Source organism: Shewanella sp. MF05913 (assembly GCF_059758095.1).
This window is the reverse complement of sequence record NZ_JCAYNT010000002.1, coordinates 397,939-410,165: the sequence shown is the minus strand read 5'-3', so window position 1 is coordinate 410,165 and position 12,227 is coordinate 397,939. Positions and strand designations below refer to the sequence as shown.

The window sequence follows — 12,227 nt, the reverse complement described above, 5'->3', positions numbered from 1 at the left end:
ACATGCCGTTGACCATATCTGACACCGCTAAGCCTGACACATCATTAACCACCCAGCAGGCGGGTTCTGCCACATTGCCTATTCATGCTGTCTTAAATGATATTCGCAGCGCGCTCAATAACCACTCACAGCTTATTCTAGAAGCGCCTACCGGTGCGGGTAAATCAACTGCATTGCCATTAGCCATGTTAGCGTGGCCCGAAATCAGTGGCAAAATACTCATGCTTGAACCAAGAAGAGTGGCTGCACGTAACGTGGCGCAATTTATTGCTAAGCAATTAGGACAACCGGTTGGGCAGGATGTGGGGCATCGGGTTCGTGGCGACACGAAAGTGAGCAAACATACCCGGCTCGAAATTGTCACCGAAGGCATTTTAACCCGCATGATCCAACACGACCCTGAGCTTACCGGGGTTGCTGTGATTATTTTTGATGAAATCCATGAGCGTCATTTACCCACAGATCTTGGCCTGGCCCTTGCGCTTGAAGTGCAGCAATCCCTACGAGATGACTTAACCATTATTGCCATGTCTGCCACCTTATCTGGCTTACCTTTGGCAGAATTAATGCCTACTGCACAGCAAATTAGCAGTGAAGGGCGTAGCTTTGAGGTACAACATCAATATCAACCTTGTCCGGCGCAGCAACCATGGTTAATGCATATGGCAAGGGTGATTAACGACACTGTGAATGATGCCAGCTTAGCTGAATATCAACTCGGCAGTGTGTTAGCATTTTTACCCGGTAAAGGGGAGATCAACAAACTGGCGCGCTTGCTTCGCGAACGTTTAGATCCCACATGGCTAATTTGCCCTTTGTATGGTGACTTAAGCCCAGCAGAGCAAGATCGCGCGATTGGGTTGACCGAACCGGGGAAACGCAAAATCGTTTTAGCCACTAACGTAGCTGAGTCGAGTCTCACCATCGAAGGCATCACGATGGTTATCGACAGTGGTTATCGCCGCGAAGCCAGCTTTAATCCTAAAACCGGTGTGACGCGTTTAGGGCTTAAGCGCATTAGCCAAGCATCGGCCGTGCAGCGAAGTGGTCGTGCAGGGCGTTTAGCGCCGGGTTATTGTGTGCGTTTATGGAGTCAAGAAGAGCATGGCCGCTTGCGTAAAGTCGATGAGCCCGAAATTAGCCAAAGCGAACTCACCTCAATGGTATTAGATTGTGCTAGTTGGGGAGCCAAGGCGCTCAACGAATTAGCGCTACTGACCGCACCGCCAGTTATCCATGAGCAAGTGGCATGGCAGCTATTGCAACAGCTTGCGTTAACAGATCCCCAACGAAAATTAACACCATTGGGCCATGAGGCTTATGCCTTAGGCTGCCATCCTCGTTTGGCTCACATGTTACTTAAAGCCAAACACATTGCCAGTGAACAATCTCAGCCGCAGTTGTGTGTGTTGGCTTGTGTGCTAGCGGGTATTATTGAAGCGCGCGGCTTACCCAAAAAAGGCGCAGATATTTACCATTACCTTGTCGAAGCCCAACATGGGCAAATAAAACAACAAGTACGCCAATGGCAGCAATCTTTGGGCGTCTCAGGCCAAGTGCAAGACGCCATAAGCCATGCTTCAACTCGAGACATCAGTTATTTGTTAGCGCTTGCTTACCCCGACCGTATTGCTAAAGCACGTGGTCATGATGGGTTTTTATTGAGTAACGGTACCGGCGTGGTCATCGCTGCTGACGACAGCCTGGCACACGAATCTTGGTTAGTGATTGCTGACTTTCAAGAGAATCAAGGCCGCAATGCCGGCCAGGTGTATTTAGCCGCCCGATTTGATGAGCGTTTATTTGATGATGAACTCAGCGAGTTAGTCACTCGACAGATGCAAGGCGGTTGGGATGAGGCAAAAGGGCGGTTTTTTGCCGAAAAACACACTAAAGTCGGCCAGATTATTATTAAAACAGAAACCGGTATAGCACCACAAAGAGCCCAAATTACCGCAGCCCTGTTAGAACAAGTTCGTGTCAAAGGGTTAACAATCCTTAATCGCGAAGAGACCTTAATCCAGTTACAATACCGAGTCGAATTGGCGCGATATTATGCCCCACAACATGACTGGCCTTGCTTAACGGACGCGCATTTACTGGCCACCTTGTCTGATTGGCTAGGGCCGTACATTGAACAGGTTAATTCACTGACAGCGTTGGCTAAAATTGATGCCTATGGCTTAGTGAAAAACCGCTTAAGTTGGCAGCAGCAAACCTTGCTCGATCAGTTAGTGCCCACTCACTGGCCAATGGCAACAGGCACGCGGGCACCAATAAGGTATCAAATGCCACTCGATGCAGAAGGGCATTTTTATCATAATGATGAGCAGCAAGGCCGAGCATTATTAAGTGTGCGTTTACAAGAGGCGTTGGGTTTAGCGCAAAGTCCCAACATTTTGCATGGCAAAATGACGGTGACCATGGAGTTATTGTCTCCAGCACAGCGTCCATTAGCCGTGACCGCAGACTTAGCCAGTTTTTGGCAAGGACCTTATGTTGACGTAAAAAAAGAAATGCGTGGCCGCTATCCTCGACATTTATGGCCAGACGACCCTGTGAACACTGTCGCCACCAAATTTACTAAAAAGAAAACGCCAGGTTTATAAGCCCGTTGCTTGTAAACTCATCGCTTATAAAATAAGACGCATCGGTTACCGTGCAAAATTAGATGAATAATTGATTTATGACAAAAAAAACAGCCAAGAAACCCCGCGCTAAAAAAGCCACCACATCATGGTGGCGTTCGCTCTGGTCGTTAACATGGAAACTCGCTATTGTCGGGTTAGCCGTAGTGACATTTTATGCGATCTATTTAGATCAAATTATTGCGCAAAAGTTTGAAGGGCAAAAGTGGCATCTACCTGCACAAATGTTCAGTCGCTCAATGGCGTTGTACCCAGGTGCAGCGGTTAACCACCCGCAATTAATGGCCGAATTGAAGCTATTAGGTTATCGCAAAGTGGCAGATCCTCGTCAAGTTGGAGAGTTCTCAGCATCTAGCACTCGCATTGAATTATGGCGTCGCCCGTTTTTACACCCTGAGGGCAATCAAGTCGAACAGCGAGTGATGATAAGTTTCGACTCAAACGGCGTCAGCTCAGTTAAGCGCATGTCTGATAAACGTGAGTTAGCAGTATTTCATTTAGAGCCTGTGCTGCTTGATCGCATTATTGCGGGCGACGGTGAAGACCGATTATTTGTACGCACGCCAGAAATGCCTGCGAGTATTGTCGATGCCCTTATTTTAGTTGAAGACCGCAGCTTTTATGATCACTACGGGGTTAATCCGTTGGCGATTGCTCGTGCAGCGTTAGTGAATATTAGTGCAGGACGCACGGTTCAAGGTGGTTCTACCCTAACGCAACAGTTAGCCAAAAATTTCTTTTTAAGCAGTGAGCGCTCTATTGTTCGCAAAGTGCGTGAAGCATTAATGGCGCTGATTATTGATTTTAGGTACAGCAAAGATGAGATTTTAGAAGCGTACCTGAATGAAGTGTATATGGGCCAAGATAAGGCCCGTGGTGTACACGGCATGGGGCTTGCCTCGCAGTTTTATTTTGGTCGTCCAGTGGGTGAGTTAACTGTGTCGCAGCAAGCATTTTTGGTGGCTGTGATCAAAGGGCCGTCTTACTACAACCCTTGGCGTTATCCAGAGCGTGCTCAGGAGCGTCGTGATTTGGTACTGCGCCTATTAATGGAAAATGACAAATTGACTGTTGCGCAATATAAGGCTGCAGCGGAGTCACCGCTGGGCTTACGCAGTTCGCAAAAATCAGTACATCAAAAACTACCGGCATTTTTTGCTGTGGTAAAACAAGAATTACGTGAGCGTTACGGTGATTCGCTGTTGCAGCAATCTGGGGTTAAAGTGTACACCACGCTTGATCCTATGGCGCAAGAGGCTGCCGAAAAAGCAGTGTCATCCACCCTGGCATCATTAGATAAGCGCGCTAAAAATATTCAAGTAGGTATGGTTGTCACCGACAAATATACCGGCGGGATTGCGGCGATGGTTGGCGACAAAGTCCCTAGTTATGAAGGTTTTAACCGCGCAGTTGAAATTCGCCGTCCTATAGGGTCGTTAATTAAACCTTTTGTCTATGCTAGTGCATTAAATCAAAGTGATAAGTTTTCGTTGGCTACGCCGATTGACGATAAACCCATTACTTTGAAAAATGAGCAAGGCAAAACTTGGTCACCTAAAAACTTCGACAAAAAGTTTAGCGGCCAAGTGCCATTATTGACCGCGATTAAAGACTCAATGAACGTACCAACAGTGAATGTCGGGTTAGCAGTGGGTGTTGATAATGTGGTGTCTACCTTGCAAAAGTCGGGATGGGAAGAGTCTGTGTCACCATACCCTTCAGTGTTATTAGGCGCCGTGAATGGCTCACCATTAATGGTAGCACAGGTTTATCAAACCTTGGCTGACGAAGGTCGCTATCGTAAGTTAACGTCGATTACCGCTGTGTTAGACAGTCAAAACCAGGCATTAGAAGTTAGCCGGGCACCAAGTTCGCAAGCCATTGCGCCAGCTACCGACTATTTAGTGCAATATGCAATGAATCATGTCGTGCGTTCTGGTACGGCTAAGCGTTTAGGCGCTGCATTCCCCGGGGTACGTTTAGCGGGTAAAACCGGTACCAGTAATGACAGTCGAGATTCTTGGTTTGCAGGCTTTGATGAGCGAAACGTTGCAGCCATTTGGGTTGGTCAAGATGACAACAGCAAAACAGGCTTATATGGTAGTAGCGGCGCAATGGCGGTGTATCAGGCGTTCTTACAGCAACGTCCTCCGCTGAGTTTGCGAATGATCCCAGTCAATGGGGTGATTAATGGCTACTTTGATCGTACAACCGGTATGGCTAAGCAAGGCAACTGTGACAATATTATTGGTTTGCCTGCATTAGAGGCCAGCTACCGCCCGGCAGAAAATTGCGGTGAACCATTATCCTGGTGGCAAAAGCTGGTGGGCGGTTAATTTTCGTCTTAATTAACTTACGTCTCAATTAACTTACGTCTTAGTTAATTGATGTCTTATACCATTGCGCGTTAGTAAATGATCTCTCAGCGAGAATTTAAAAGGGCTTAAACAAGGCGAATGACTGAATGAATAGTTGTTCTCTTTCGAAGTCATGCAACGCAGTGTAAGCCCTTTTAAAACTCGCCTGAAAGGAATGCCCCAGCCGCTTTTGCTTTGTGTTCTCGCTATTTGAAAGGGAACCATTACTACATAGCGACGCCTTAATCAAAAACCGCTGGATGCATTCTGAGTGGTCACTTATTAATGCGCAATGGTATTATTAGTCGAACATAATCAAAAGCCCAAGTTCATATGAATTTGGGCTTTTTTGTCTGTCATGAACAGATGGATTAAACGGTGTGCGATTACGCTATCGTTAATGCTTATCGAGCTGCTGTCTGAGCTTGGTGATTTCTTCGAGCATTTGTTGTTGATTCTGTTCCATCTGCAATTGATTTTGTTGCATCTGTTCTAGTGCGGCTTCGAGTTTACTGTTGATCTGTTCTTTATGCGCTTCCTTTGCTTCTTGTTCTTCTTGGCGTTCATTTTCATCAGGTGCGACAAACACCGATGCCATATAACCTGAAATTACCCCAAAAAAGCTCACACCACTGACAATCACTAATCCACCAATCACATGGCCTATGGTACTCACCGGATAAAAGTCGCCATAGCCGACCGTGGATATGGTCACTAATGCCCACCAAATGGCTTGTTCTGCGGTTTGAATATTGGCATTAGACTCGGCGCTTTCTACTAATAATATCAATACCGAAGCGGTAGCTAGAATTAATACCATCGCCACAAGTAAGCTGGCTAACGTCGCTTGTTTGCGTTGACGAAGCAGGGGGATCAATAACGAGCGACTCATGCGGATTAAACGGATGACACGCAGAATTTGAAATATTCGCGCAAAACGCAGCGCTTCAATGGCCGGAATACTGGCGACAAAATCAATCCAGTGGTGGCGTATATAGTAGATTTTATTACGCGCCTTGTATAAGCCATGAAAAAACTTACTCAAGAAAATCATACAAATACTACTGTCGATATACAGCAACACTTTATTAGTTTCAGCATCTAAACGGCCAAAAGTAATGGTCAATACAATGACCACAGACACCAATGACAGCACCATCATGGCTAGCTCAAATGGACTGGGACCATCGACGTTTTTCAGTGCCCAACGTTTAGATTCAAACATGAATGCCTGCTTTGATTCATTGTTATTAACTTATAAACGTTATCATAACAAAAAACGCACAAGACGTGAGCCTAGTGCGTTGTTTTTAAGCGACATAACCTATAACGGATATTACGTTGATGACTTTTTATCAACAAAGTGAACTAAATCATCGAGTACACGCTTTTTGATCTCTAATTGAGAGTCGCTGTCTAAACCGTACTTTTGCGCTAATAACACGTAGTCTTCACCGCTTAATGATACGGTTAAACGTGGACGTTTTGGACGCTTAGAAACCGATAATCCGAGGATAGTGCGTATTTGATCCGACGGACTTACGCCTTTATCTAAAGCGGCTTTGCGGATGGAGTATTGAAACTTTTCATCCAGATCAAAAGCCACTTGAGTGGCCTTTGCTGCTTGTTGGTTTTTAAGCCATTTATCGGGTAACGGTTTACCTGAGCTCATAAGAACGTCATCTCCTACTGATGTCAGCTTGCCGGCCAGTATTCTCTAATATCGGATAATGGGCGATATAAGGTCAACATCACTTCAGTGTCGCCGCCTTCATACACTTCAATATCAACGGCATGAGTGTCTTGATTGTTCACTAGGCTATAGCTTTCAAAGCCTTCGCCTTTTGCACCATTGTCATCTTGAGGTGGTGTTAAGCCACGGTAGTCTTGACGATGAAAATAACCAAATCCAGCAAACTCAACCTGATGATACTCTTCACTCAACCATTGACCAAACTCGGTTTCAAGTTCTGCTGACAGTGATTGGGTTGTCAGGAGCGCTTTACCGGGTTCTTCAAATATTTCAGCAAAAGCATCAAGGTCAAACATTTGTTCAACATCGGCACGATTGATTTTGATTGAAATACTGAGGTAAGACTCGTCTTCTTGAATATAAGACAAAAAGATTGCAGTGCCGCTATGGCCACGCAATAAGAATTCACAAAGCTGCGAGCGCTGATATTCATAAGTATGAATGGCTTCAACCTTTAGCTGTTGCCCGCGCAATTGTGCGGGCAAAGCAAAACTGTCATCAAGGGTTAACATATCACCCTTGAGCAGTTTGTTTGGGTGGTCAAGCTGGCGCTTCGGGGCTTCTTTTTTGCCAAAAAGGCCGCTAAGAAATCCCATACCAATTAACCCTTACGCGCTTTAATACGATCTAACACAGCGTTGGCATTTGACTTCTGCTCGCCAATACCGGCTTCTGCTAACTTCTTGTGCAGAGACTTGTCGCTGTTTTCTTCAGCTAGGGTTTCAGACGCTTTTAAGCGGTCATCAAACTGTTGCTGGCGCGCTTTAATACGCTCTAACGAGTCTTTAGCATTAAGCAGTTTTGAATTGCTAGACGCAAATGAGTCAGTAATGGTTGCTGTCGCTTTTTGTACGCTTTCAGTGGTTTTAACCATGGTTAATTGACGTTGATAATCAGACAATTGACGTTCGGTCTTTTTCACTAAATCTTTTAAACGTACAGCGTGTGAACTAAAGCTGTCGTTAGCGGTTTGCTGTTCAGACAATTCCTCGTCTAGCTGAGCAATTTTTTCAGCAATTTCGATAGCTAACGCTTCATTACCTTTGTCTAGCGCCTGGGTTACATAGCCTTCATGCTCTGCAACACTGCGTTTTAGACGATCAATTTCACGACTGGCTTGCATTTCTTTAGCCATCACGTCAGTTAGCTCACGTTTAGCTTTGGTTAAATGCTTTTCTGCATCACGAATTTCTTGTTCAAAAATACGTGTTGAGTTTGCGTCTACGATACTCTGGCCAACTTCTGTTGCACCACCACGAAACGCTGTAAGAATCTTGTTTAGAATGCCCATAATGTGGCTCCTTAGTTTAAAAATTCGACGAGTTCGTCGATAACTTCCAGACAGTTGTCTGATAGTACTGCTAATTCTTGTTCAATTTCAATCATGCTTGATTGCACTGACAATGCACCGTAAACCACGTACTTATCATCAATTTTTGCAAATGAAGATAATGGCATTGGAATGTTGAGCTCTAACATGGTCTCAAACATTTCAGCGCGGCGGGCCTGGTTTACTTCGTTTTCGCCCCATAAATAACTGATACACAATATTTGGTTGTCAGTTACTGATACAAACACCGGAATTTCTTCACGGCCAACAACATTAACTTGTAACACTTCAACATCACCATCAATCGGATAGCAGTCAAACTGAAAGCCGGTTTGGCTTTGGTCGCATAGTCCGTTTAGGTGACTCGCAATAGTATGGATGTTCATATTCGTCCTTAATTGACATATTATGTCTGTGAGTAAAGATAGCATCTGGACATAATATGTCAAGCGCTATCTGGTCCAATTAAAAAAGATTTATTAATTCGTTTTCTGACCAAGCCGTTAAGTGATAGTTATACAGCTGGAGTGAGCCTATTTCGTTCACTTTGATTTTGTCTATATCATCATAAAAATGCTTTGGGAATTCAAACGCACCATGAATAAGTCCTGATGTTAACCAGTCCTCAGGTACCGGGATTTGCTGTAAAACCGCTAATCGCTGCTGAGCATCTTTGCCTGTTTTAGTGGCAATACTCCAACCCCATTCGCCAAAACTGGGCACGTTATGATGGTATTGTTTAACGTTAAACCCTGCTGCGCTGAGCGTTTTACCCACTGAAATAAAAGCATTAGGCGCATGATAAGGCGAGGTTGATTGCACCGTAATCACACCATCTGCATTGAGTAATTCATTAAGCTTTTTGTAAAATAAGTCAGAATAGAGTTTGTTTAAATCAGGATGGCTAGGGTCTGGCAAATCAACAATGATGGCATCAAACATTTGGCCATTACGGATCAATTTATCGACGCCGTTAAAAGCGTCATCAACCATTAAGGTTAAACGAGGATCATTTAAGGCATCACCATTTAATGTCAGTAATGCATCACTTAAATGTTGCGGCATATCTGCAGGAGGCGATTGAAATAACGTTAATAGATCTTGGTCTAAATCCATCAGAGTAACGGCTTTGGGTTGCCATTTAAGCACTTGTTTAAGCCCAAGGCCGTCACCACCGCCAATAATTAATACATTGTCATGACGGGCACTGGCCGCCAGGGTTGGGTGCACTAAAAAGCTGTGATAAATATGCTCGTCGCTGCTAGAAAATTGCAGACGCCCATTAATGTATAAATTATAAACGGGAGGTAATCCGCCACCGCGCAAACGTTCTGTAAAGTTGAGCTGCTGGAACCGCGTGGCTTTGGCGTATACCACATGGTCTTTATACAGCAGGTTATTAAAGTGCTGTTCCCACGTAGGGCCTTTAATGGCCAATAAACCAATCACAACACTGGCAATAATGTGGCCTACAAGCAGGAGTTTCACGTGACGGATCTGTGCCCAAAAACGCCATATAAACGCAAGACCTGCCAGTAAGTTCACACTGGCCGTTAATGCCGCAGCCAGTTGAATATCAATCGCCAGCATAAACCCAACCCAAATAGCCGCACCAATACCTGCACCAATGTAATCGGCACCATATATGGTGCCGGCGTTATGCAGTAAGTGTGCTTCAGATAAGGATTGCCGTACTCGCGCAATTAATGGGATTTCCATACCAATCATTAACCCGAGTAATACGCCCCAAACGTAGGGTAAGTATTCGCTTAAGGTTTGTAAGCTGGCAATAAAGCCGCCATTAGGTAAATGATCAGGTGGTAAGCCAAGGGTATTGGCAATGGTGAGAGGTAATTGCTGACCAAAGCCGATAACAGCAGCTGTAATGATAATGGCAAAAGAGCCGCACATTGCCACCGTTAATTCGAGCATGGCAAAACCGGTAAAAGCACATTTGATTTTACGGGCAGCGAATGCACCAACACCCATCGACACAATCATTAAGCCAATCATGGTGTAAATGGCTGCTTCTAGCGCACCTAAGATGCGCCCTGCATAGTGTGATAATAGATATTCGTAAATAAGGCCGCATCCCGCTAGTGCAGCCATGATGCCCAGTAATAGGGCATCATCAAACCACGACACATTGCGGGATACTGGAGGGCTTTGCTCTTCGCCCCCTTGTGGTAATGCGTCGGGGCTAGATTCAAGCAAAGGGGTTGTCATAAATTACGCCATCAACGCCGTTAAAATAAGCGCAACAGCAATACTGATTGCCATTTCTACTGCGGCAATACCAATGTTGTGTTGCTTTTCAACTTCTTCAGCCAGGTTGATCCCCGCTAAAACCAGCTTTTTCACTAAGGCAATGAGTAAAGACAGTGCGACAAGCATAATTAACGAGAATACAAACCAACCGATAATGTTGGTTACGTAAGCCGTTGGCTGATAGATAATAAAATGACTGGCGGCATTAAAGCTTAATGCCATGGCAATCATGTACCCACTGTGACGCAGTGCTAAGGCTGTTTGCCCTTGTACTAATGCTTGTTGCATCGATGCGTTTTGATTACGTTTAGCATAACGACGCTCACGTAAACGGGTTAACAATACCAATATGAGTTGTGAGATTAAAAACGCACTGAAAATAGCGATGAAGGTATCGAGGGTGATGTCTTCTGCCCACATCAGCACAGCGCGAATAATAATCGCAGTGGCAATGGCTGCTGCGGCATCAACGATAGCAACAGAAACGTTACCTTTTAAAATCTCTGCATTTTTAGCAAATTCGTTTAACGCGATTTTGTCATGTAAAAAGCGACCTAGCTTAATCAGCACTAGACCAAACAAACCATAAGCCGACATGCCAATGGCTTCGGTTAGGTATGATGGTGCGGCTTCGCCGGTAATGGCACCCGTGAGTACAATGCCTAATGCGGCAACAGCACCGGCGGTGCTAATACCAAAAGCAAAATTATCACGCTCAGCCAATTCGGCGCTGCTGTTCACTTTGATGCTCCAACCCTGTAAGTAACGCATCAATGCCAGTAACACAATGGCGATACTTAAGTCGATTGCTAAGATGATCGCCAGTGGTTGAGTTAAGCCATATTCTTGAAAAAATGTCATGGGGAGTCCTTACCTATTTACCACGGCTAACACCGCGACTAGTGCGGCTGCTTGAGTTACGAAAACTGCTGTCTTTAGAATAATTCGAACGAAACTTACTGCTAGAGCTTGCCGTACGAGTCGTGCTACTGGGTTTTGGTGCGCTAGCGCTCTGACGCGACAAGGTTGTTGAGCCTGTGCGAGTTTTAGCATAAGGGCTATCAAAACGCTTACCTTGGCTGTCAAAACGCTTCTTCGTTTGTTCAAACGTTTTAGCTTGTGAGGTGGCTTGTTTTGGCGATGTGTAGCGATAACGGCCAACATCGTTGTAATAGCTGTAACCGCGACGATTTGACCAGCTGTCATAACCAATAGGGCGCGAAAAGTTTGAGAACATCGCATACATGCCGTACCAAGCCCAAATAGACATACCACTTGAGTTGTTTTGCCAGCTGCCATAAGCCGGGTTGCCAACAAGTTGGCTACCCGCACCGCTACCATCAGTACCATTGGCCAGTGCTTCAGCTTCACGGCTAATAGCATTGACTCGGGCTAATTGGCCTTTAGACATATCGGCAACCACGTTAACCGGATCAGATAACATGTCGTTATATAAGCTCGTGTCGGCGGCTTGATAAATATTTTGCGCCTCGGCCAACTGCTGATCTAGGTCGACAAAGTTTGCACTATTACCCAGATCTTTATAACGACGCGTTAGCGACTGGAACATAGGTCCGTCTGTGCCTGCATCTTTGGCAAGCTCATCAAGCAAAGGGGTGAGATCAGGCTGACGCTTGGCTAAAATACTGGTGTATTGCTTCAGTAGATTGGCATTGCGTAATTGATCGTCTTTAAGCGATGTAGCAAGTAACTCAAGACGTTGTTGCGTTAACTGCTGGTACTTAGCAATTTGCTCCGGTCTGTCGTCGCCGCAGGCGCTTAGGGCCAGTGCAACAATCATCACGGTTATCAATGTGAGTACACGGGGGAGGTGACCTACCATGTTTTCTCCAAAATGTAGATTTTTCATG

10 protein-coding genes are annotated in these 12,227 nt (G+C 45.3%); 2 read left to right on the top strand and 8 right to left on the bottom strand.

The features are described from left to right. The first annotated feature begins 2 nt into the window (after positions 1-2). On the top strand, positions 3-2,609 hold the full coding sequence (hrpB, locus tag AC19MV_RS05180; protein WP_498306138.1) for an ATP-dependent helicase HrpB: 2,607 nt from the start codon (positions 3-5) through the stop codon (positions 2,607-2,609). 77 nt (positions 2,610-2,686) lie between these two features. Next, complete coding sequence (mrcB, locus tag AC19MV_RS05175) at positions 2,687-4,984, top strand: penicillin-binding protein 1B (protein WP_498306136.1); 2,298 nt, start codon at positions 2,687-2,689, stop codon at positions 4,982-4,984. Positions 4,985-5,402: 418 nt separating this feature from the next. Here mrcB and AC19MV_RS05170 read toward each other — a convergent pair whose 3' ends face one another. From AC19MV_RS05170 to AC19MV_RS05135, 8 genes are all read right to left on the bottom strand, one after another. Continuing rightward, on the bottom strand, positions 5,403-6,230 hold the full coding sequence (locus tag AC19MV_RS05170) for a potassium channel family protein (RefSeq protein ID WP_498306134.1): 828 nt from the start codon (positions 6,228-6,230) through the stop codon (positions 5,403-5,405). A 111-nt stretch (positions 6,231-6,341) separates the two neighbouring features. Continuing rightward, positions 6,342-6,677: a hypothetical protein gene (locus AC19MV_RS05165; protein ID WP_160052593.1), complete on the bottom strand. Its 336-nt coding sequence runs from the start codon at positions 6,675-6,677 to the stop codon at positions 6,342-6,344. A gap of 23 nt (positions 6,678-6,700) precedes the next feature. Beyond that, on the bottom strand, positions 6,701-7,354 hold the full coding sequence (locus AC19MV_RS05160) for a hypothetical protein (protein ID WP_432399918.1): 654 nt from the start codon (positions 7,352-7,354) through the stop codon (positions 6,701-6,703). Positions 7,355-7,359: 5 nt separating this feature from the next. Next, positions 7,360-8,049 carry a PspA/IM30 family protein gene (locus AC19MV_RS05155; RefSeq protein ID WP_160052591.1) on the bottom strand — a complete coding sequence of 230 codons (690 nt, stop codon included), beginning with the start codon at positions 8,047-8,049 and terminating at the stop codon, positions 7,360-7,362. Between the two features lie 11 nt (positions 8,050-8,060). Further along, positions 8,061-8,474, bottom strand: coding sequence for a YjfI family protein (locus AC19MV_RS05150; RefSeq protein WP_160052590.1), 414 nt, complete (start codon positions 8,472-8,474; stop codon positions 8,061-8,063). Between the two features lie 79 nt (positions 8,475-8,553). Further along, entirely contained in the window at positions 8,554-10,314 is a 1,761-nt protein-coding gene (locus tag AC19MV_RS05145; RefSeq protein ID WP_498306132.1) for a polyamine aminopropyltransferase, read from the bottom strand. A 3-nt stretch (positions 10,315-10,317) separates the two neighbouring features. Then, positions 10,318-11,217 carry a DUF350 domain-containing protein gene (locus AC19MV_RS05140; protein ID WP_432399915.1) on the bottom strand — a complete coding sequence of 300 codons (900 nt, stop codon included), beginning with the start codon at positions 11,215-11,217 and terminating at the stop codon, positions 10,318-10,320. A gap of 13 nt (positions 11,218-11,230) precedes the next feature. After that, complete coding sequence (locus AC19MV_RS05135; protein ID WP_498296623.1) at positions 11,231-12,199, bottom strand: hypothetical protein; 969 nt, start codon at positions 12,197-12,199, stop codon at positions 11,231-11,233. Between the last annotated feature and the right edge of the window lie 28 nt (positions 12,200-12,227).

Bases quoted from the DNA above. Each gene is read 5' to 3' on its own strand.
- AC19MV_RS05135 (WP_498296623.1), bottom strand. From the start codon at position 12,199: ATGGTAGGTCACCTCCCCCGTGTACTCACATTGATAACCGTGATGATT.
- hrpB (WP_498306138.1), top strand. From the start codon at position 3: ATGCCGTTGACCATATCTGACACCGCTAAGCCTGACACATCATTAACC.
- AC19MV_RS05145 (WP_498306132.1), bottom strand. From the start codon at position 10,314: ATGACAACCCCTTTGCTTGAATCTAGCCCCGACGCATTACCACAAGGG.
- AC19MV_RS05140 (WP_432399915.1), bottom strand. From the start codon at position 11,217: ATGACATTTTTTCAAGAATATGGCTTAACTCAACCACTGGCGATCATC.
- AC19MV_RS05160 (WP_432399918.1), bottom strand. From the start codon at position 7,354: ATGGGATTTCTTAGCGGCCTTTTTGGCAAAAAAGAAGCCCCGAAGCGC.
- AC19MV_RS05165 (WP_160052593.1), bottom strand. From the start codon at position 6,677: ATGAGCTCAGGTAAACCGTTACCCGATAAATGGCTTAAAAACCAACAA.
- AC19MV_RS05155 (WP_160052591.1), bottom strand. From the start codon at position 8,049: ATGGGCATTCTAAACAAGATTCTTACAGCGTTTCGTGGTGGTGCAACA.
- mrcB (WP_498306136.1), top strand. From the start codon at position 2,687: ATGACAAAAAAAACAGCCAAGAAACCCCGCGCTAAAAAAGCCACCACA.
- AC19MV_RS05170 (WP_498306134.1), bottom strand. From the start codon at position 6,230: ATGTTTGAATCTAAACGTTGGGCACTGAAAAACGTCGATGGTCCCAGT.
- AC19MV_RS05150 (WP_160052590.1), bottom strand. From the start codon at position 8,474: ATGAACATCCATACTATTGCGAGTCACCTAAACGGACTATGCGACCAA.